This window comes from Enterobacter sp. BNK-8 (assembly GCF_048685095.1).
In the GTDB taxonomy this organism is placed as follows: Bacteria; Pseudomonadota; Gammaproteobacteria; order Enterobacterales; family Enterobacteriaceae; genus Enterobacter; species Enterobacter quasiroggenkampii.
In genome coordinates this window covers 1,933,579-1,954,522 of record NZ_JBLQTN010000001.1, presented here as the reverse complement: position 1 = coordinate 1,954,522, position 20,944 = coordinate 1,933,579, and the positions used below count along the sequence as shown (strand labels likewise).

At 53.6% G+C, this 20,944-nt stretch carries 23 protein-coding genes; 6 read left to right on the top strand and 17 right to left on the bottom strand.

All coding sequences use genetic code 11. The features are described 5' to 3' along the window. The first annotated feature begins 41 nt into the window (after positions 1 to 41). Positions 42 to 413 (top strand): VOC family protein, encoded by a 372-nt coding sequence (locus tag ACMGGU_RS09430; protein ID WP_069719226.1) that lies wholly within the window; start codon positions 42 to 44, stop codon positions 411 to 413. A gap of 135 nt (positions 414 to 548) precedes the next feature. Then, positions 549 to 911 (top strand): DUF4406 domain-containing protein, encoded by a 363-nt coding sequence (locus tag ACMGGU_RS09425; protein WP_048223225.1) that lies wholly within the window; start codon positions 549 to 551, stop codon positions 909 to 911. A gap of 38 nt (positions 912 to 949) precedes the next feature. Here ACMGGU_RS09425 and ACMGGU_RS09420 read toward each other — a convergent pair whose 3' ends face one another. Continuing rightward, complete coding sequence (locus ACMGGU_RS09420; RefSeq protein WP_420300966.1) at positions 950 to 1,723, bottom strand: DeoR/GlpR family DNA-binding transcription regulator; 774 nt, start codon at positions 1,721 to 1,723, stop codon at positions 950 to 952. A gap of 86 nt (positions 1,724 to 1,809) precedes the next feature. On the opposite strand from ACMGGU_RS09420, the gene ACMGGU_RS09415 reads away from it, so the two are divergent. Together ACMGGU_RS09415 and ACMGGU_RS09410 are read left to right on the top strand one after the other, a co-directional pair. Beyond that, positions 1,810 to 2,394 carry a GDP-mannose pyrophosphatase gene (locus ACMGGU_RS09415; RefSeq protein WP_196346337.1) on the top strand — a complete coding sequence of 195 codons (585 nt, stop codon included), beginning with the start codon at positions 1,810 to 1,812 and terminating at the stop codon, positions 2,392 to 2,394. Positions 2,395 to 2,700: 306 nt separating this feature from the next. Then, positions 2,701 to 3,393 (top strand): helix-turn-helix transcriptional regulator, encoded by a 693-nt coding sequence (locus ACMGGU_RS09410; protein ID WP_045910553.1) that lies wholly within the window; start codon positions 2,701 to 2,703, stop codon positions 3,391 to 3,393. A gap of 14 nt (positions 3,394 to 3,407) precedes the next feature. Here the strand turns inward: ACMGGU_RS09410 and ACMGGU_RS09405 are convergent, their stop codons facing one another. Further along, complete coding sequence (locus ACMGGU_RS09405; RefSeq protein WP_048223222.1) at positions 3,408 to 4,046, bottom strand: acyl-homoserine-lactone synthase; 639 nt, start codon at positions 4,044 to 4,046, stop codon at positions 3,408 to 3,410. 439 nt (positions 4,047 to 4,485) lie between these two features. Here ACMGGU_RS09405 and tam point away from each other — a divergent pair, with 439 nt between their 5' ends. Continuing rightward, entirely contained in the window at positions 4,486 to 5,244 is a 759-nt protein-coding gene (tam, locus tag ACMGGU_RS09400) for a trans-aconitate 2-methyltransferase (protein ID WP_395299991.1), read from the top strand. A 5-nt stretch (positions 5,245 to 5,249) separates the two neighbouring features. On the opposite strand, the gene ACMGGU_RS09395 is transcribed toward tam, so the two are convergent. From ACMGGU_RS09395 to ACMGGU_RS09365, 7 genes are all read right to left on the bottom strand, one after another. Next, positions 5,250 to 6,440, bottom strand: a complete 1,191-nt coding sequence (locus ACMGGU_RS09395; RefSeq protein WP_395299281.1) for a cytochrome c biogenesis protein/redoxin — start codon at positions 6,438 to 6,440, stop codon at positions 5,250 to 5,252. Between the two features lie 137 nt (positions 6,441 to 6,577). Further along, positions 6,578 to 7,879, bottom strand: a complete 1,302-nt coding sequence (locus tag ACMGGU_RS09390; protein WP_395299280.1) for an ATP-binding protein — start codon at positions 7,877 to 7,879, stop codon at positions 6,578 to 6,580. After that, positions 7,876 to 8,616 carry a response regulator gene (locus tag ACMGGU_RS09385; protein WP_032647230.1) on the bottom strand — a complete coding sequence of 247 codons (741 nt, stop codon included), beginning with the start codon at positions 8,614 to 8,616 and terminating at the stop codon, positions 7,876 to 7,878. Before ACMGGU_RS09385 ends, ACMGGU_RS09390 begins: the two co-directional genes overlap by 4 nt. Before the next feature lie 44 nt (positions 8,617 to 8,660). Beyond that, positions 8,661 to 9,656, bottom strand: coding sequence for an alpha/beta fold hydrolase (locus ACMGGU_RS09380; protein WP_063621625.1), 996 nt, complete (start codon positions 9,654 to 9,656; stop codon positions 8,661 to 8,663). A 145-nt stretch (positions 9,657 to 9,801) separates the two neighbouring features. Further along, a complete protein-coding gene (locus tag ACMGGU_RS09375) occupies positions 9,802 to 10,242 on the bottom strand; it encodes a GNAT family N-acetyltransferase (protein ID WP_229225871.1) in 441 nt (146 codons plus the stop codon). A 12-nt stretch (positions 10,243 to 10,254) separates the two neighbouring features. Then, positions 10,255 to 10,725: a GNAT family N-acetyltransferase gene (locus ACMGGU_RS09370; RefSeq protein WP_048030468.1), complete on the bottom strand. Its 471-nt coding sequence runs from the start codon at positions 10,723 to 10,725 to the stop codon at positions 10,255 to 10,257. Positions 10,726 to 10,736: 11 nt separating this feature from the next. Continuing rightward, the gene (locus ACMGGU_RS09365; RefSeq protein ID WP_420300472.1) at positions 10,737 to 11,312 is read right to left on the bottom strand and encodes a hypothetical protein; all 576 of its coding nucleotides are present in this window, start codon (positions 11,310 to 11,312) and stop codon (positions 10,737 to 10,739) included. Between the two features lie 132 nt (positions 11,313 to 11,444). Between ACMGGU_RS09365 and ACMGGU_RS09360 the strand changes: the two genes are divergently transcribed. Beyond that, a complete protein-coding gene (locus tag ACMGGU_RS09360) occupies positions 11,445 to 11,993 on the top strand; it encodes a GNAT family N-acetyltransferase (RefSeq protein ID WP_325841381.1) in 549 nt (182 codons plus the stop codon). On the opposite strand, the gene ACMGGU_RS09355 is transcribed toward ACMGGU_RS09360, so the two are convergent. The 8 genes from ACMGGU_RS09355 to ACMGGU_RS09320 all read right to left on the bottom strand — a co-directional run bounded on the left by ACMGGU_RS09355 (position 11,981) and on the right by ACMGGU_RS09320 (position 20,847). Further along, positions 11,981 to 12,895, bottom strand: coding sequence for a bestrophin family protein (locus ACMGGU_RS09355; protein ID WP_048223212.1), 915 nt, complete (start codon positions 12,893 to 12,895; stop codon positions 11,981 to 11,983). The two genes, ACMGGU_RS09360 and ACMGGU_RS09355, sit on opposite strands and share 13 nt — an antisense overlap. 200 nt (positions 12,896 to 13,095) lie before the next feature. Beyond that, entirely contained in the window at positions 13,096 to 14,547 is a 1,452-nt protein-coding gene (locus ACMGGU_RS09350) for a tagaturonate reductase (protein ID WP_325841382.1), read from the bottom strand. Between the two features lie 117 nt (positions 14,548 to 14,664). Further along, complete coding sequence (locus ACMGGU_RS09345) at positions 14,665 to 15,192, bottom strand: GNAT family N-acetyltransferase (protein ID WP_048030473.1); 528 nt, start codon at positions 15,190 to 15,192, stop codon at positions 14,665 to 14,667. An 82-nt stretch (positions 15,193 to 15,274) separates the two neighbouring features. After that, positions 15,275 to 16,240, bottom strand: coding sequence for a sensor domain-containing diguanylate cyclase (locus ACMGGU_RS09340; RefSeq protein ID WP_048030475.1), 966 nt, complete (start codon positions 16,238 to 16,240; stop codon positions 15,275 to 15,277). A 119-nt stretch (positions 16,241 to 16,359) separates the two neighbouring features. Continuing rightward, positions 16,360 to 17,799 (bottom strand): GGDEF domain-containing protein, encoded by a 1,440-nt coding sequence (locus ACMGGU_RS09335; RefSeq protein ID WP_420300471.1) that lies wholly within the window; start codon positions 17,797 to 17,799, stop codon positions 16,360 to 16,362. A 113-nt stretch (positions 17,800 to 17,912) separates the two neighbouring features. Beyond that, a complete protein-coding gene (locus tag ACMGGU_RS09330; RefSeq protein ID WP_420300470.1) occupies positions 17,913 to 18,269 on the bottom strand; it encodes a DUF4186 domain-containing protein in 357 nt (118 codons plus the stop codon). Then, the gene (gene glsB, locus ACMGGU_RS09325) at positions 18,269 to 19,195 is read right to left on the bottom strand and encodes a glutaminase B (protein ID WP_420300469.1); all 927 of its coding nucleotides are present in this window, start codon (positions 19,193 to 19,195) and stop codon (positions 18,269 to 18,271) included. Before glsB ends, ACMGGU_RS09330 begins: the two co-directional genes overlap by 1 nt. A gap of 62 nt (positions 19,196 to 19,257) precedes the next feature. Beyond that, complete coding sequence (locus tag ACMGGU_RS09320) at positions 19,258 to 20,847, bottom strand: methyl-accepting chemotaxis protein (RefSeq protein ID WP_420300468.1); 1,590 nt, start codon at positions 20,845 to 20,847, stop codon at positions 19,258 to 19,260. Between the last annotated feature and the right edge of the window lie 97 nt (positions 20,848 to 20,944).

The following is a 20,944-nucleotide window of genomic DNA, read 5'->3' as shown; positions in this document are numbered from 1 at the left end:
TCTATACTCTTCATTTCTCTATCTCTTTTGAGGAGTCGATAATGTTTGACCATGTTAAATTCGGCGTCAGTGATTATGAAAAAAGTAAAACCTTCTTCCTTGAGGCGCTTCGCCCGCTTGGTGTGGAACTCATTGATGAAGGCGCGCCAGATTACGGTGTTGAAATGAGCGCTGGCGACGTTTCACTTTGCCTTTTCCAGACAAATGATAAACCTGCGCCTCTGCATCTGGCGTTTGTGGCTACTACACGTCAGCAGGTTGATGATTTTTACCACGCCGCGCTGCGCGTTGGCGGACGTGATAACGGCGGGCCGGGATTGCGACCGTACGGTGAAAATTATTATGCCGCTTTTGTCATCTCACCTGATGGTCATAACATCGAGGCCGTGTGCCATGCACCGGAGAGCCGGTAGCACAACGCCTTTGTCAAAATGCTCATGCGACTTTGTGCACGATGTTGCACGAGGAGTTGTATTTCAGGCCGGTAATGGCGTAAGGTATCCTCTGTAAATGTGCAGTTTCATGCAATAACGCTGACAGAGGTATTAATGACACAACAGTTGATTTTAATTGCCGGTCCCTATCGCAGCGGAACCGATGGTGTTCAGGCGCGAATTGATGAGAATCTGGCGCGTCTCGAAAACGCAGCATTAGCCGTTTACCAGCGTGGCCACATCCCGGTCATTGGTGAATGGCTTGCGCTGCCGCTGGCAAAAGCCGCAGGCTCAAAAACGGTGGGTGATGAAATCAGCGAAGCGATGCTGTACCCCGTTGCTCACCGGCTCATCGCAAAATGCGATGCGATTTATCGTATTGCCGGTGCGTCTAAAGGTGCCGATATGGACATTGAGGTAGCCAGAAAATATGGTCTCAGCGTGTATACCGCGCTTGAGAACATTCCAGAAGCGTAAGCCTGGACGCCAGCCAGCCTGACGTTAAAGGCTGGCTGTCAGAGGCGGTCACGATCTGAGGTCAGCACGACGGATACCCCCTTTTCCGATACCGCGCGGATCCACGCCTTATCCGTACCGTCTTCAACGACGATGGTATTCACTGAAGATACATCGCCAATCAAAAACGACGACGCGGTGTTGATCTTTTCCGGAGACGCCAGAACGACCGTTTCCGCGGCTCTGCCGGAAAATGCACGTTTGATGCATGCCTCTTCGAAATCACCGGTTGTCAGCCCCGCATCGGGATGAATACCGGTCACTCCCATAAAGAACAGGTCTGCATGTATATTCTCTATGCCTTCGATGGCCGCAGCGCCAACCGCAACAATCGAGTGTTTATACAAGCGTCCGCCGATTAAAATCACCTCAATGGAAGGATGATCAACGAGCCCCAGAGCAATACTTGGGCTATGCGTCACCACGGTGATACGTAAGTCAGGAGGGAAAAATGTAATCAGCTCCGAGGTAGTCGTGCCACCGTCGACAATCACCACCTGGCCTGATGAAATCAGCTGTGCTCCTTTCCGGGCCACCCTTTTTTTCGCATCCATCTTCACGGATTGCCGTTCTGCAAACGGAGCTATAGCGGAAGATGACGGCAGCGCGCCGCCATGAACACGCTGCAAACGCCCTTCTGCCGCCAGCTCGCGCAGATCGCGCCGGATGGTATCTTCAGAGACGTCAAAGAGAATGCTGAGCGCTTTTGACTGGACCTGGCCTTCGGCACCTAGCTTTTCAAGGATCAATTGTTTTCGCTGACTGGTGAGCATCATGAATTCCTGATGTTGCATGTTTTACCTTGAACATGCATGATATTGCTGTTTATGATCATTACTCTACGTAAGGAGGAACAATCGTGCAATCAAAACGTGCAGATGTGCGCATCATCGACAGTGAAACCCTTTCTGACAACTGGTACATCCTTAAAAAATATACCTTTGACCTCCAGCGACGTGATGGCGAATGGCAACGGCAGCATCGGGAAGTCTATGACCGTGGCAACGGCGCGACGATTCTTCTCTATAACCGTGAGAAAAAGACGGTGATCCTGACGCGTCAGTTCCGCTTCCCTGTCTTTATCAACGGCCACCAGGACGATTTAATTGAAGCTGCCGCGGGATTGCTGGACAACATGGATCCCGAAAGCCGCATAAAAGCAGAAGCGGAAGAAGAGACCGGATTTCACGTTTCGCGCGTGCAGAAAATCTTTGAAGCCTATATGAGCCCAGGTTCCGTCACGGAAAAACTCTATTTTTATCTTGCCGAGTACCAGCCAGATGACAGAACCGGCGCAGGCGGTGGGATCAAGGCTGAGGGGGAAGATATCGTTGTGCTGGAAATGACGCTTGAAGAGGCTTTACGCAGCATTGAAACGGGCAAGATTGTCGACGGTAAGACCATCATGCTGCTTTATCATGTTGCCCTGAAAGGTATTCTGTAACCTACTGGTTTACATCCTGATTTGAAGGCGCATGAAATCGGTACGCTTGTGCGCTACCCGGATGAAAAGCGGAAAACCTCCTAAATTTTGCAGCCTACTATAATTAGTGAGCGATTCCGAAATTCGATAAAATCATCAACTATTCCCTGAGTCACCTGCATTTATCATTCAAAAATGCCAAACGTTCACGAGGCTGCCTGCTGAGGTAGCCTGTCTTATCGGTTGTCTGGATTAAAATGCGACTCGCTACAGATAACGAAGCATATTATACTTGGTCCTCCACTCGAACAGGAGGCAGCAACTCACGTGAAGGATACATATTACAACGACATAACGATCAACACGCAAATTCAGAGTGAGCTGGACGCGTTTTTTGAAGATTTCAAAGGGATCGTCTTCGCCTACGCTATTATGAACAAGAAAGATCCTTCGCAGATGAGGATACTCAATAATAGCCCCGAGTGGTTTAATATCTATCTTGAAAGAAAATATCAGTTCATTGACCCTGTCATTATTCGGGCTTTGCGCTGTGTTGAAGATTTTTTCTGGGAAAGTGATGTCGTCCTGTCGGATGGTTACAACCTGACACGCATTTTCGACGAAAGTGTCCAGTATGATATTTACCAGGGACAGACCTTTCCTCTGCATGACTATCTGAATAATCTTGTGGTCTTATCCGTCATCAGTCCTAAGCATTCTGGCATTGACATAGAGAAATATCGACCGCAATTTCTACGCTTCCTTGTTCAGTTACATCAGAAGACACTCAATCTTTATAGTCAGCATCAGCAGAAAAAGAATGTTTTCTTATCGCCACGCGAGCGCCAAATCCTTAAATGGGTCAGCGCCGGGAAAACGTACGCAGAAATTGCGGTTATTTTGTCTATTGCTGAGCGCACCGTTAAATTTCACATGGGCAATATAATGAAAAAACTCGGTGTAAATAATGCCAGACACGCAATAAAACTTGGAACGGAACTCCGGTTACTGGAGGACTGAGCCTCAGCCACTGGTTATAAATGGCGTAAATGCTCGAGCATTTCGCGAAGCCAGTGACTGGATTTATCTTTGCTAATAATGTCTTCAATAATGCTGGGGCTGGCAGGCATATAAATATAATAAATAACCTCCCCTTTTTCAGAGACACCGCGCTGAATTACTTCTACTTTCCAGTTCGCATGGCGAAATATGGCATACATCCCACGACTGGCTACTGCGTACATCCCGTGATATTTTTTCTTTAGGCAATAAATATTCATTGCAAGAAACAATGCTTTACTGGCGGGCACGCCCTGCAGACTTGCAGAGTCTCGTGTTTCTTTATCTAAAAATAAACGACTCACTTCACAGCAGGGAACATCTGCTGGAAAAACAATGGGATTATCGAAATAGTTGTGAAAGATTTCGCTTATCATTGTCGGCTGCGTTGCGTTAATAAATCGCGCGCCGCATAACAGCTGTCCATCATACATCCCCAGCAAGTATGTCGTGTTATGGGAATCAAACTGATCCTTTTCCATACCTTCGATGCATTCCACTTTCCAGTCGAGTCGGTCCCGAAAAGTTTTTCTTCTGAGTCGGTAGAGTTCGTGTGCTAATGCTGGTGGTAAATCATCGTAGTCGTGTAAAAAAAATTCAATGACAGAATTCATGCTCTTGTTCCTGATAATAACACCTGAAACTATTATCACCTGTCTTTAAGGACAGCTTTCATTGTGCCGCATATTCCCTATACTTAAAAAGTACCTGACCACGAAGTTCTCGCAAAACTAAGCGGTCAGGAGGTCAAAGACCTACGAAACACCAGGGATATACCCATCGATGATTATCTAATATTTAAAGTTTCGGGTACAGAGCATAAGAAGCACTTTGCCGATAAAATATTAAAAAACAATAATCACAAAATAATTACAATAAAAACATTGCCCCTTAATCTTTTAAGGGGTAATATTTCCGTTTGCTTATTTTTTCTACCTTCCCTTCGTTTTACTGACTCTGCTGATTTCATCTGCCCAAAACCCTCGTCGGTACCGCTTTACAGACATCTGCCTGTGCTATTCTTGCTGAATCATGTAAGACGGAGAATTGATGATGGCCGACTGGAACCCTTCTCTTTACCTGCAATTTGGCGCAGAAAGAACGCGTCCAGCCGCCGAATTGCTCGCCAGAATTCCTCTGGATGAGGCTACGACTATCGCCGATCTGGGCTGCGGTCCAGGCAACAGCACGGCGCTGTTGAAGCATCGCTGGCCTTCTGCATACATCACCGGGGTCGATAACTCCCCTGCTATGCTTGAGGAAGCACGCGCCGCCTTACCTGACTGCCACTTTGTTGAGGCCGATATCCGGCAGTACAAGCCTGGTCAGCCGCTGAGCCTGATTTATGCCAACGCGTCGCTGCAATGGGTTCCGGACCATTACGATCTCCTGCCGCATCTTGTCTCCCTGCTTAAGTTAAATGGCGTGCTGGCGATCCAGATGCCCGACAACTGGCTGGAACCTACTCATGTGGCGATGCGTGAAGTGGCGCTGGAGCAAGACTACCCAGACCGGGGCCGCGAACCTCTGCCGGGCGTACATGCTTATTACGATATTCTGTCGGAGGCTGGCTGTGACGTGGATATCTGGCGGACAACCTATTATCACAAAATGAGCTCTCATCAGGCCATTATTGACTGGGTAAGCGCCACCGGCCTGCGGCCCTGGCTCCAGGAACTGAATGAGAGCGAACAGAAACGTTTCCTGAAACGCTACCATGAACTGCTGGAAGAGCAGTATCCGCTTCAGGAAAACGGGCAGATACTGCTGGCTTTTCCTCGGTTGTTTATCGTGGCTCAACGCCAGCCCTGATCCGATTACAGGCGGGCTTCTTTGAGCAACTGCTGGATAACCTTTTCCTGCTGCGCATAATCCCCCTCGCCAAAGGCGGTATAGCGCAGCTGCCCTTTGGCATCAAAGTAGTAATGCGCTGGCCAGTACTGGTTGCCGAACGCATTCCAGATTTGATAGTTGTTATCCGTCACGACCCGATACGGCAGTTGCCACTTTTTCACAGCATTTTTAACCGACGAAAGCGGTTTTTCCCAGGGGTATTCCGGGGTGTGAACCCCAATCACCACCAGACCCTGCGATTGATACTTTGTAGCCCACTCCCGCACATGTGGGAGCGTATGCTGGCAATTAATGCAGTCCCAGGTCCAGAAATCAATCAGAACAACCTTCCCTCGCAAGGATTCAGACGTGACAGGGTCACCGTTAATCCATCCTGTTCCACCACTTAGCTGGGGAAGCTGGCTGCTGGGCTCAGCGATTGCCACCGGCTGGAGCTTCACCGTCGCGGTTGTGGGTTTTGCCAGGTTTAAGAGCGCGGTCTCAAGACGGTCTGCGACGCCGTTAGCGCCTTTCAGCAACGAGGTCATCCCCGTCGCATTCAGGACGACTGCCGCTAACATCGCCACCCCCGCCCCCTGACGCAGCTTCGCCATGAGTGCCGATTTTGCTTTCAGCGGGGTCATTAGCGTGCGGCCTCCAGTGACGAGTAATCCCAGCATCAGCGCGCATCCGCTGCCATAGGCAGCCAGCAGTGCGCCGGTAGTAATGGCGGAATGCCCCGCAATGTTAATGCTGAAGATCGCTCCCAGGATGGGGCCCGCGCAGGGAGACCAGAGCAGTCCTACCGCAAGCCCGGCCAGAAAAGCCGATGCCATTCCGCGCGTTTGCCCGCTTCGGGTGTTGAGGACATTTCCCGCGCTGACGGCCGGACCGGCAATACGCTGGGCGAAAGACGGGAAAATTAAGGCCAGCGCGGCGGTGGCCACAATGACGAGCGCGATCCAGCGCCCGACAATGGTCGCCTCTGTTATCCACTCGCTGGCGACGGTGACGACCATCGCCACCAGGGTGAACATCACGACCAGCCCTGCGAGCAGGGCCAAAATATGTCGTCGTTGCCCCTGAAAACCGGCAAACAGGAGTGGAATAACCGGGAGCGTACATGGGCTGAGCAGGCTTATCATCCCACCCAGAAAAGCGATTAACAGAAACATAATGACCTCACATTACACGTCCTGCGACACTGCAGTGAGGCTATTTCATCGTCCTGATGTGTTCAGGATATGTGTAAACGCGCGGTTTTTGTCTGGCTCTGTATCACTCAGGCCGGGAGATACAAAGCCGTACAATTTTACGAACGACGCGGTAGCGTAATGGCGACATCCAGTCCGCCTCCGGCGCGGTTCGCCAGCCTGAGTTTTCCTTCCAGCTGTGCGGTCAGCTGCGCGGCAATCGCCAGGCCGAGTCCTGTCCCGCCGGTATCGCGATTACGCGAGGTTTCAACCCGATAAAACGGCTGCAGAACCGCCTCCAGTTCGGCTTCGGGTATTCCCGGCCCGTCGTCCACAATGTGAATCACCACCTCTTCGGCAGACGAAATATCAATGGCAATAACGGCACCGCCGCCGAACTTAAGCGCATTATCCAGCAGGTTAGTCATCACTCTACGAAGCGCCTGTGGACGCGTGACGATCGGCAAACGAACATTGTTTGCCTGAAACTGCACGTTTTTACCAATGTCCTGATAATCGCTGGCGATGCTGTTGACCCAGGCATTCAGCTCCAGCTTCAGCGACGTTTCTTCCAGTGATTCTGATGACCGGGCATACGCAATACCCTCCCGCACCAGACGAGACATGTTATCAAGATCATTGAGGAGCTTGTCGCGTAGTTCCGGCTCCCCGGCCATTTCGACGCGCAGCTTCATGCGAGTAATGGGCGTCTGGAGATCGTGGGAAATCGAGGCCAGGATCTGCGCGCGTTCCCGGAGATAAGACTGAATGCGCGCCTGCATGGCGTTGAAGGCATGCGCTGCCCGCTGCACCTCAAGCGGCCCCTTTTCCGTCATTGGCGTGCTGGCCGCCGGATCCAGCGCATCCACCGCGCGGGTAAAGTGTGAAAAAGGCCGTACCACCTGCCGCACGGCGACCCAGGCGCAGACGGCCACAACCAGCAGCTGCAAAACGAGAACGATCGGGAGCCAGCTGGCGACGGGCGGCATGCGCGGGATCAGGTCAATGGTCAGCGGCGCGCCATCGCGTAACGTAAGATGGGCCTGAATATGTGAAATGGCGCCGGGAACCGCGGTAAAGCTAAGCGGGTAATGCGCGGCAAGCGTCGCTTTTAAGGTTCGGATAGCATCTTGCGAACGCTTATCCGTCGGCGCTGCGCCGGGTTCTCCTGTGCCCAGAATATAACGATAGTTACCTCGTTCAAGTCGAGGCAGCCAGGCGGCGCGTTCGCTGGCCGGTAAGCGGTCTAAAATGGCGACGCTGGTTGCGACATCGTTTTCCAGATTACCGAGCATCACCGTGCGCGCGCTGTGCATGCGTTCAGTCATGACCAGCGTCAGGCTCATGGCGTTAGCCAGAAGCAAACCGGACAGTACGACGATCAGCAAACGGGCCAACAGAGAGCGTGGCCAGAGTGTCATTCGTTAACCTCTTTGATGGTCACCGGCATCGTAAAGACGTAGCCTTCGCTGCGCACGGTTTTGATATAGGCGGGCGTGCGGGCATCTTCATTGAGACGCTGGCGAACCCGGCTTACCAGCAGATCGACAGAACGTTCAAACAGTTCGGCGTCACGCCCCTGCGTCAGATTGAGCAATTGGTCACGGGTCAGCACGCGTTGCGGATGGTCCAGGAAAACGCGCAGCAGACGATACTCCGCCCCACTGAGTGCCACAATCACCCCTTCCGGGTCGATTAAGTGGCGAGCAACGGTATCGAGCTGCCATTCACCGAACATCACCAGCCGCCCTGCTTCTGTCACCTGTAAATTGGGCGGCATCGTGCGAAAACGCCGTAAAATCGCTTTGATGCGTGCCAGAAGCTCACGGGCGACAAACGGCTTCACCACGTAGTCATCCGCCCCCATCTCCAGACCCAGGATCCTGTCCGTCTCCTCATTGCGCGCCGTCAGCATCAGGATGGGCAGATCTTTATGTTTGCCGCTGCGTAGCTGCCGGCATAGCGTGAGACCGTCATCGCCAGGCATCATGACGTCCAGCACCACCAGGTCGATATGCTGTTTATCCAGTACGCTACGCATCTCTTTGCCGTTGGCCGCGCCCGTCGCGCGATAGCCAGACTTACCAAGATAATCGACAATCAGTTCACGAATATCCCTGTCGTCATCGACGACAAGGATGTGGTCAATATGTTCCACCGAACTCTCCAGACCGAAGGGTAACGTACTGAAAATAGCACATTTCACAGCTTATCCGCGTCGATAACTGCCTTGACGAAATCCTGTGGATCTTCCTGAGGCGGGTTATGCCCCACGGTTGCGCCGAAGGTGCGGTGCTCATATTTGCCGGTAAATTTAGCTGCATAGGCCTGCGGTGCCGGATGCGGCGCGCCGTTGTTGCCGCCTTCGATGGTGATCGTTGGGACGGTGATATTCGGCAGCGTGGCCAGTTTTTGCTCGTAGCGGTCGTATTTACGCTCGCCTTTTTCCAGCCCTAAACGCCAGCGATAATTACTGAGCGTCACCGCGACGTGGTCCGGATTATCGAGGGATTTGGCGCTGGCGTTAAAGACCGCATCGCTAAATTTCCAGTCAGGCGAGGCCTGCGACCAGATTAAGCGTGCAAAGTCATGCGTGTTTTTGGCATAGCCTTCAGCACCGCGCGCGGTGGCGAAATAGAACTGATACCACCACTGCTGCTCTGCTTTTGGCGGCAGCGGCTGTTTGCCAATCTGCTGGCTGCTGATGAGATACCCGCTCACCGACACCAGTGATTTTACGCGCTCAGGCCACAGCGCCGCGACGATATCCGCCGTCCGGGCGCCCCAGTCATATCCGGCAAATACCGCCTGCCTGATATTCAGGGCATCCATCAGATTAACGATATCTTTCGCCATCGCCGAGGGCTGGCCGTTGCGCGGTGTGTTTGCTGACAGGAAACGCGTGGTACCGTAGCCGCGCAGAGACGGCACAATGACCCGGTACCCTTTTGCCGCCAGTGCGGGTGCAACCTCGGCATAGCTGTGAATATCGTAGGGCCAGCCATGCAGTAAAATAACCGGCTGACCGTCTTTCGGGCCAATGTCGACATAACCGACATTCAGATCGCCGGCATTAATTTGCTGAGGATGATCAAAGGCTGCGGCGACGTTTGTGCCGGTGACTTCGGCCTGACAGGACATCACGGTGCCAAGCGAAACGGTCAGTGCGAGGGTTGAGTAAGCAAGTTTGCTGAACATGTTGGTATCTCCGGTTGAGTACAATTCACGGGGATATCACAACACCTCAATGTATAGCGGATATGTGCGAAAGCGGGTTTATTGCAAGCCTGTGTATGTATCCGGGACGCTGATACAGTGTGATACAAACACAGGCGCTGAAGTTTTAGAGGGAGAGACGATAGCGGACGTAATCGTCAGCTTCACCATATTTGTCATAGAGTTTACGCGCCGGGTTGTTTTCCCGGGTGACCCAGTACAGTTTCGACCACCCTTCGCGCTTGCCTTCGTCAATCAGAGCGTCCATGAGCGCCTTACCGGCTCCCGCCCCGCGTTCGGCAGCATCAACAAACAGATCTTCCAGGTAGCAGATGGGCGCGGTTGACCAGGTGCCTTCATGCAGAACACACATTGCGAAACCGATGACCTTTTCGTCCTTCTCCACGACCCGGCAGAACATCGATGAATGCGCTGAGAGCGCCCTTTCCCACGTCGCTGCGGTGACGGATTCCTCGAGGAAGCAATCATAAAAATGGGTGTAACCATCCCACAGCGGTCGCCATTGGGAATAGTCCTCTGCGCGTAAAGGTCTTACCGTAACTGCCATGTTTTCCTCACATTACAGGTCAATTGCCATTTCAAAACAGCGTAAATCAGCCCCCGCCATACGCGAATGATGATTATGTTCTCTCAGCGTAACAAACCCAAGCTTCTGATAAAACGACTGGGCGTTAGGCGTCGCATCGAGCGTCAGGCGGGTCATCCCCCGGCTGCGAGCCTCGTGTTTGAGTGCCTCAATAATCCGGGTCGCCATGCCTTTACCGAAGGCTGCGGGCAAGGTGAAAATCGCCTCCAGGCAATGGGTATCCAGATCGAGATAGCCGCTTGCCGCAACATCGCCCTTTTCATCTTCAACCACGTAAAAAGGGTATTCAATGACCATCTGCCGATAGCGTTCGGGCATCAGATCGGGCGTCCAGCGCGCAATGACCTCTGCGTCGTAACTGGTTTTACAGCCGTGACGAATCGCCTGGTTACGAATATTCCAGAGTGTTTCGGCTTCCTGTGGCCTGGCTTTTCGTAATGTCATAAGCTCCCCCTTTAACGGCTTTTTAGCCGCATTTCCCGTGCCGATCTGGCAAGACGCTGAGTACGACAATAGAGCGTAAACAGCACAAAGCCGCTGCTGTTCATCACCACCCGACAAAGTAACAGCGCGAAAGATGCAATGACGAGTGGCCAGAGGCTTCCATCATGAGAAAGCAGGATATGTAGAACCTGAACGAGGGTCGTTATCAGCAGGATGATGAATAACGCCATAAAGCCCGACAATCCCGACGTCTTACCACGAGCCAGTAGTGCGCTTGTCACAATGAGCGCGCCTGTCATCGTCAATGATGGTAAGAAAAAGCTCAATGCATGATGTAAAGGAGACAAACCCTGCAACGTGCTGAGAAAAGGCAAAAGGTTTAACGCAAACGCCACTAAAAACAGAGGTAACAGCATAGCTACCGGATAAGGATTTTGATGCGGAAGCTCGCTGAGGGGGCGCGAAAAATACCGTTCCAGCTCGGGAGTGGGTCGGGTATCCCCACGGGTAACAGCTTCCTCTATCTCTCTGCCATGCTGCAAGAGATTCTGGAATACGCGTCCAACTAAAAGAGACAAAAATTCCATTAAAATTTCGCCATTAGAGATGCAACCCATCTTTGGTAGTGAATAACCACAGCACGTCTCAACAGAATGTGATAGAGATGAAAATACCAGAACGCAAACAAAAGCATAACGCCTAAATAGGGAGATCCGCGCATGACGATACCGACGCTCACGACAGAACGTTTACTGCTGAAACCGCTGGTTGCGGAAGATGCCGTCCAGATACAAACGCTGTATCCGCGCTGGGAGATTGTCCGCTATATGGTCTCTTCCGTGCCCTGGCCCTATCCGGACAACGGCGCGGAAAACTATGTCAACAACGTGGCGCTGCCGGATATGGCGAAAGGGATTGCCTGGTTCTGGAGCATCCGGCGACGTGAGGTGCCGGATGAATTGATGGGCATTATTTGCCTGTACGACGTCGAGGATAACAACCGCGGGTTCTGGCTCGCGCCGGAGTTCCAGGGGCAGGGATATATGCGCGAAGCCAGCATTGCCGCGACGGATTACTGGTTCAACACGCTAAACAAATTCGTTTTGCGGGCCCCGAAGGCCGCTGCTAACAGCCGCTCCCGTCGTATTTCAGACAGTAGCGGCATGCGGCTTATCAGAAAGGAGAAGAAAGCCTACGTCAGCGGGATGCTGGACTCCGAGCTGTGGGAGATCACCCGCGACGAGTGGAACGCCCGTCAGGTCAGCTGATAGTGCTTATCCGGCACCAGCCTTTCCGGAATATTCTCTTCGTCGTTCATCTGCAGCAGATCGCGTTCCATCATGTTGCAGATGGCGTCCAGCGGCAGGTCGTTATCTTCGGTGCCAAACGGGTCTTCCAGCTCTTCCGCCAGGGTGTCCAGCGAGATAAAGGTGTATGAAATCAGCGCCGAGACAAAGGGCGTCATGTAGTGCAGATCCACAACCAGCGCAAACGGCAGCATGATGCAGAACAGATAGACCGTACGGTGCAAAATCAGCGTGTAGGCAAACGGTACTGGCGTGGTCGCAATGCGCTCGCAGCCGGACAGGACGATGGACATGTCGTTCAGACGGTTATTCAGGCTGTGAAACAGGATGTCTGAGAGTTGCCCGTTACGTCGCCGCACGGCCAGCCACTCCCCCATGATCAGTAAAATACGGTTCGCGGGCGCGCTGGCGTTCATCACCTGACGTAAATCATCCGGAGAAAGATAGCGAGAGAGTTGCTCTGCGTTCAGCTCCCGGCGCAGGGTCATCCGCAGGCAGTTGGCAAAAGCAATCTGCAGTCGCACGAATTCGCCAAGGTGCTTATCGTCAGGCAAGGTGTTTTTTACCTCGCGAAACAGCGAGCGTGCCGCTATCATCAACTGCCCCCAGAGCAGGCGAGCCTCAACGTAGCGTGAATAACAGGCGTTGTTTCGAAAACCCAAAAAGATAGCGATCGCCACGCCGAGAATGCTGAATGGTGCCACGGTAAATTTGATGCCCAGCGAGGTATACCACGGCAACATCAGAATAACGGCAATAGAAAGCAGGAAATTGAGCAGCAATCGGGTATAGATCTTAGGCAGTACCGAACCGTGCCAGACAAAAATCAGTTGTAGCCAGTGCTGTTTAGGACGAACGATCATAGTGAGTTTCAGGAAAGAAAAGAGCGAGGCTATTAAACGAGATCCCTGTCACCGTTGCAAGCTTGTTAACGGGACATTGCATTTTCTCCCCTGATTAGCGAAATCCGCACGGTGCTGCATGTGCTTTTTAAAAACAAAGCCAATAGTATGTTGTAACTAAATAGATCGTATTCAAACCCGGCCGAAGCCGGGTGAACGCATTAGCAAAGCGGTTTAACCGCAGCGCGCATGCCCTTCAGCAGAATAGCATCCAGGTCCAGCGTGACCTGGTCGACAAGACCGCTTACCTGCGTCAAGTCCTGCTCCCAGTGTTCGCGTGCGCTGAGCACCGACTGCACCAGCTCACGGGTGCTCAACTGCCGATCGCGGTGCTGCGCCCAGAGCTGCTGATAGCATTCCAGCCAGCACGCATCATCCTGCACCGGATAGCTCTCCCCGTTACGCTCCGCGCGGTAGAACGCGATCAACGCGGCTAAGGCAAACGTCAGACGTGCCGGTAATTGCCCCGTTGCCTTCTGCCCTGCCAGCAGCTGCGGCAGGATGCGGGTACGGTATTTGGTCATACCGTTAAGCGCAATGGATAGCAGCTGGTGTCTGATGTAAGGGTTACGAAAACGTCCTGTCACCGCACTGGCGAAAGATTCCAGCTCGTTACGCGGCAAATCGAGGACCGGAATGATCTCCTGATAAATTGCTTTTTCGACGAACGCGCAGATCTCCGCATCATTCATCGCCTCGCCTACCGTATCCAGCCCGGCCTGGAATGCGACCGGCACCAGCGCCGTATGCGCCCCATTCAGAATGGCAACTTTGCGTTCTTTGTAGGGCCTGATGTCGTCGACAATCCGTACATTTAGCGGGTACTTATCCAGACGAAGTTCGCGGGCAAGAGATGCAGGTCCCTGAATAACAAACAGATAGAAGTGTTCGGCCGTGTCCAGGAACCCATCGTGATAACCCAGCTCAGCTTCAAGCGCAGCCGCTTCGTCACGTGGATACCCCGTCACGATACGGTCAACCAGCGTCGAGCAGAAACTGTTGGCGTCGTTGAGCCACTGAATAAAGGCGGCGGGCAGCGCCCACTCCTGCGCATAGCGCAAGACGAGTTCACGCAGTGCGTCACCGTTGTAGTCAATCAACTCGCAGGGAATGATGATCCAGCCCTTGTCAGCCGCACCGTTGAAGTGGCTAAAGCGCTCAAACAGCAGACGCGTCAGCTTCGCCGGATAGCTCACCGCAGGGGCATCGTCGAACCGGTCACCCTCGTGGTAGCTGATACCCGCTTCGGTGGTATTCGAGAAAACAAAGCGCATATCCGGATTGTGTGCCAGCTTCAGGAACGCATCATACTGGTCGTAGACGTCGATTTCCCGGTTAACGGAGCGGATAAGCCGGCTCGCGCTCACCGCCTCACCCTTCTCATTCAGACCGCGAATGAGGGTGGTATAGAGACCGTCCTGCGTATTCAGTGACGGCGGGAAGTCGCTCTGAATCGGACGGACGATAACCACGCCGGCGTTAAGATCGGTATGTTCGTTTAACAGGTCAATTTGCCAGTCGACAAACGCGCGCAGGAAATTGCCTTCACCAAACTGAATGATGCGTTCGGGATACAGAGCACCGGGAAAATCGCGACGGTTGAGCGTGTTCACAAGAGGTTCCTTTTATGATTAGTCATACAGCCTGATAAGATTGGTGCGATAACTTATCAAAACTTAACGACCAGAAACCCTGTTTTGATCAATACGTCGCGTAGTTGTGCAGAAAAATTATAAGAACTTATAAAACACGGACGTGGATGTCATGGCACCGTCCGGCATCAGGGCATAGCGCGGGATCTCACCAACCTTTTGCCAGCCAGCACGCTGGTAGAAGGTCTCGGCCCCGCTGCCGGTGGAGGTATCGAGCACCAGCACCGAAATCTCTCTGGCTCTGGCTTCAGCTTCCAGCGCTTCCATCAATGCCATCGCGGCCCCTTTCCGGCGCGCTTTCTCGTGAACCAGCAGCTTCGCCACATCGGCGCGATGCGGCTGGTTTTCCGGCTGATCTGTGATCAGCTGCACCGTTCCGATGACGCCGTCCTGCGCATCGACGCAGGCAAGCACCAGCCGCTCGCCACGCGCGACGCTTTCGGCAATACCGCGCCAGAAAATACGGGCCTTATCCAGGCCATAAGGAAGCATAAAGCTGACGGATGCCCCGCCGTTTACGCAGTTTTCGAGGATCCCGGCCAGCGCATCAAGATGGGTGAGGATCTCTTCCCGGGTGAGATTTTTGATTTGCAGTGAGGTATTCATTGTTTTTCCTTACGTTGAATACACTCACTTTGTATTTAACAACTTATTAACGCAAGCAGATCGGACATAGGCTTTTGTTATGTCACCGGGCGCGCTGGCGCTGCTGTTTCATGGCGTACATCTTTTCATCGGCATCTTTTAACCACTGCTGCAGGTCGTTGCCGTTATGATCGAATTCGCTAAGACCCCATGAGAAATGAAGCGACCAGGGATGCAGCTTGCGGGCGTTATAGTGTTCCACCTGCTCAGCGAGATACTGCATGGCAATCCAGGCACCCTGCTCGTCGGTATCCGCGAACAGCACCGCGAACTCATCCCCGCCAAAACGCACCAGCAGATCCGCTTCACGGAAAGAAGCACGCATCAGTTGCGCCATGGCTTTCAGCGCCTTATCGCCCTCTTCATGCCCGTAGCGATCGTTAATCTCCTTAAAGCGATCCAAATCCAGCCAGCCGAGCGTGAGCGGTTCAGCCCGGCGTCGGGCAACAGAAAGCGTGAACCGCACCAGCTGATTAAAGCCCCGACGGTTGAATAAACCCGTTAATTCATCCGTTGTCGCCGCGCTGATAGCGGCAAACTCATCTTCAGCCAGCGCGCCAAGATCCCCCAGCACGGCGAGATCGGCCGCTGAAAACTCCCTGGGCGCGTAGTCAATCAGGCAGAGCGAACCCACACTCGCGCCGTCACGCAGGCGCAGCGGGAAGCCCGCGTAAAAACGCACGCGAGGTTCACCGGCCACCAGCGGATTATCCGCAAAACGATCGTCCTGCAGCATGTCTCCCACCACCAGCGGTGCTTCGGTGAGGATCGTATGGCCACAAAACGAAATGTTACGCGGTACGGAATTGGGTGCCTGCCCGTCGGCCGACTTCACAATAAGTGAATGCTCATCAATCAGATTGACCATCGCCAGCGGCACCTGGAAGAAGCGCTTTGCCAGACGTGTTAACCGGTCAAACGCCGGGGAGCTGTCTATCTCAAGCAAACCGGATTCGCGCAGCGAGTTCAGTCTGTCTGTTTCATTTTCAGGGGTTGCAGGTGCTTTCATAATGTCTCCTGACGTAAAGCGTTACTAAAAGCGTAGCTTAAACAGAGACATTGTCAGTGTTCGAACATCCTGTTAAGCCGCTTGCTATTCACGTCAATGCCTTATGACGATTAACGCAGCTATATTTCACACCCGGAGGTCGCGGCAACCTGCTCGTCCGACATCCGGGCACTGGTACGATTTCGACCCGCTTTTTTTGAACGATAAAGATGATCGTCCGCTTCGGCCATCAACGTGTTGAAGACCTCGGTCAACTGCCATGACTCAGACTTTCCGCTTCCGAGGCCAATACTGACCGTCAGGTAGAGCGTCTGGTGGCGCCATGTAAAAGGATGGCTGGCGACGGTGGTTCTGATACGCTCCGCCAGTTCATAACCGTTTTGCGCATTACCAGAGTTTACCACCACCGCGAACTCTTCCCCGCCCATTCGCGCAACCATACCTTCTTCGCCGACAACCTGTTGAACCTGTCTGGCAAATGACGCCAGCACGCGGTCACCACACTCGTGACCATAGTTATCATTAATGCTTTTAAAGTAATCGATATCCAGCAGCATGACGGTCAGAAAACGCGAGTGCCGGTGTGTCTCTTCGTGTTTTAACGCCTCATAAAGCCCGGAACGCGAGTAAACATGCGTTAAGAAGTCATAATCCGCCCGCAGGGAAACCTGACGGATCAGGGAATTAATGGCAGCCATGCTGACGGAGACCATCACCGGACAGATCGCCATCGTGGCAATACCCAGCCGGGCAGAAAACATCATTGGGGTGGTAAACGGCGTCGCCACGGCAATATTAATCACCGAGTTGGCGACCAGAATAATTTCAATGGCGCCCGTCACAAACGTCAGCAAGCAGGTCACAGGCAATGGGTAGCGTACGGCACACCAGATAAGCGCAGGCAGAGGAAAAGAGAGGCTCCCCGCTCCGCCAATCACCACCGACGCGACCACCGAGACAATTAGCGCAATAACCGGTAACAGTTGCTCCAGACGCAACCTGAATTCGCGCACGGGCATGCCCAGCGTGAGCATACACGGCACAACAAGCACGCCGGTTGAGAACTGCTCGCTAAACCAGTCGGCAAACAACGGCCAGAAGGTGTGACTGTCAATCCCGACCGAACCTACCGCGCCGAGCAACGCGCACAGCAGCGCGGCGATCAGACAGTAGTTGAACAGGCGTAATGCGTTAAGCGGATCGGGGGTTTTCTTCATCAGCCGCTTGTCACGCTGAACCAGCACGGCCACAACGACGATAAAGACCATGTTAGAAAGATTGATCACCACGGAGGCCATCCCCCAGCTGGTCGTGACCGCGTCGTACAACAGCATCGCGACATAGGATACCGCATAGTAATGCAGGCGATTCAGGAAAACATAACGAGCAAAGATCCCCGCCATCACGCCATTGAGTGGCCAGAACAGCGACAAGGCCTCCACGAGACGTAATTCCGCGCCCACAAAATAGAACAAGGTGGTGAGGATAAAGATCGTCGATGCATTTCGCAGCGGCGTGTCAGGCTGGAACGGTCTGAAAGCGGTAAAAGCAGAACGCATTAAATATCATTCCATATGAAAGCTTATGGCAATTATTGCGGTCGTCAGCACGATCGGAGCTCACTTAAGATGCATCTATAACACAAATACAGCGGGATCATAACTCGTCAAATTTAGGCGTTCATCTGCAGTACCAGCCAGTGGTGAATAACGCTGACGATATACTGCTGCTGCTGCGCGGTGAGCTGAACAGCGTGTGGGATATTATGCCATTTTGCCAGGCAGCCCCGACAACAGGTGGCGGTAGCATGCTGGGCGATAAACACCGGGTGACCGCGCATGGGCGTCTGTTTCCCGTCGTTTGCAGGTTGTGCAGGAGCAAGACGCTTTTCGACAAAATCCGCGGCATGCTGGTCAATGGTATCCGGGCCTTTGTCCCAGCAGTACTGCCGTTCCTTATCGCCTAAGCGAAAGCGCGAGCGAAACGTCGATCGCGCCAGACGGGAAAAAAGAGGATCCAGGTCAGACATCAGTAGACTGAACGTCCCATACGCTGGGTCAGTTTCTCCAGAACCGCCACACCAGCAAGCGAATTTCCGGTTTCATCCAGCTCCGGGCTCCAGACCGCAATCGCCATTTCATGCGGCACAATAGCCACGACTCCGCCACCGACGCCCGATTTAGCCGGGAGACCAACGCGCCAGGCAAACTCGCCGGCGTTTTGATACATCCCGCTGGTCGCCATCAGCGCGTTAATCTGACGAGCCTGCAGAGGTGAAACCACCTCCTGATCGAGATGCGGCGCGTGCCCCTGATGCGCCAGGAACAAGAACGTCTGAGCCAGCTCAACGCAGCTCATCTTCAGGGCGCAGTAATGGAAGTAGTTTTGCAGGACGGTCGCCACGTCGTTATGGAAATTGCCGAAGGATTTCATCAGCCACGCGATGGCCGCGTTACGGGCGGAATGTTCGAATTCCGAGCGGGCCACCACCGGATCGTAGGCAATGTCGTCGACGCCCGAAAGCTGGCGCACGATCTCCAGCATTCGCTGACGCGGCGCGCTGAGGCGGCTTTGCAGCATATCGCAGACCACCAGCGCCCCGGCGTTGATAAAGGGATTTCGCGGTTTACCCTGTTCTATCTCGAGCTGAAGCAGCGAGTTAAAAGGCTGGCCGGACGGATCTTTGCCCACCCGCTGCCAGATCTCGTCTTCTTCATACTGGCGCATCGCCGCAACCAGACTGAGCACTTTCGAAATGGACTGAATGGAAAAACGTTCTGTTGCATCACCTGCCTGGTATCGCTGTCCGTCGATGGTACAGATAGCAATGCCCAGCTTATTCCCGCTGACCGAGGCAAGGGCCGGAATATAGTCGGCCACCTTCCCCTTTCCAATTAACGGACGAACCTGCGCCAGAATCTCGTCCAACATCTCATTATGGATGACCGCAGCCACACTTTGCTCCTTGCCCTCAGGCTAAAACGGGCTGCGAGTATAACAGAGGCTTATGTATTGCGTCAGGCGCTAAGACGAAAACGCGAAACGGCCTGCAATAAAAGATCGGATTGCTTTTGCAGACGTTCAGAAGCATCCGAGGCGTCAGAGACCAGCAAATCCGTCTGACGGGAGACCTGGTTCAGCGTCTGAAGCTGACCCGTCATCTGGTGAATACTGTCTCCCTGGCTGAGCGTGGCGGTGGAGATCTCATTAAGCAAACTGCTTAAATTGCCTACCAGACCGGTGACCTGCTGCAGATTCTCTTCCATCAGGGTGACGGCTCGAGAACCGTCTTCAATCCCCTGCACCGAGCGGTTGATAAGCTCCTGAATGGTCTGCGTCGAGTGGCTGCTCTTTCTGGCCAGCAATCCAACCTCCCGGGCAACGACGGCAAATCCGCGCCCCTGATTTCCGGCATGGGCCGCCTCAATAGCGGCATTCAGCGCCAGGATGTTCGTCTGAAACGCCACGCTGTCGATCATCGCCACGATCCCGCGCATCTCTGACGATCGGTCGACGATCGCCTGCATGGACGCGTTTACGGTCGACATCATCTGGTCTCCCCCCACGGCTGCCTGGCGCGCTTCATCGGCCCGGGCGCTGGCGAGTCTGGCATACCCGGTGTTGCCTTCAACGTGGCTTTCCAGCGCCGCGATATGCGCCGTCACATCCTCAAGCTCTTTCGCCTGACGTGCCGACTGCTGATACAGCTTCTGGTTACCCTGTGCCAGGGCATCAATGTTCTCAACCATGGTCGCCGTGGCATAGCTGACCTGCGTCACCAGCTGCTGCAGGCCAAGCTGCATCGTGGCAATACTGTCGCTAAGCTGCCCAATCTCGCGATTGAAGCGCATAACGTTCGGCGGCGTGCCGGCGAGATCCCCTGCTGCCAGCCGGTTGATATGCGCGATGAGCCGACGCAGCGGTGTAATCACCCATCGGGACATACCGAACCAGACGACAGCGGCGATGGCGACTAACAGCACCGGCGCAAACAGGAATAACGTTTGCAGGTCTGAGAGCTGCGCCATGAGGCTCTGACGCCCCTGCATCGCCTGCTTCTCGCTTGCCTGCTGATAGCGCGCATAGTTGTCGTTAAAATCCGTCTGAAACGCCTGCGCCGGGACGGCAAAAAAAGCGTCGATGGTGTTGGTTTTGACCAGACCTTCCGCCTGCTCTTTGATCGCACCGTAGAAAAGTTGATAGCTGTTCACCAGCGCGTCGTCTTTCGGCGGATTCAGCGCCAGCCAGGCCTTCCATGCCTGCTGCGAAACCGTCAGCGCCTTTTGCGCGTCATCCATCAGGCTATGCCAGCTTCCGTCGGAGCCGGTCTCTTTATCCTGCATAAACCAGACGCCGGAGCGGTTGAGGAGATCGCTTGCGGCCAGCAGAGAGACGCGAGCCAAATCCAGCTTGCTCTGCTGCTGCCAGGCCAGCAGGTTGTGCTGCTCGTTGCGCTGGGCTTCGTTCAGGGAGGCATTAAGCAGGAGTGACGAGGAGAGCTGCAGCGCGGAGAAAAGGCCAATGATGCAAAAGATACCCGTCAGCAGGCCAAAGTGACGGGGGGTGAGACGCTGCGCAATACGGCGGAAAATTTGCGTTAGGTTCATAATTAGCTTCATTTACAAGGCGTTAGACGCGAGCGAGTCTACGAAATGAAAATGACAGAACCATTGCAGAATAGTGACAACGGCCCTCGTGATGAGG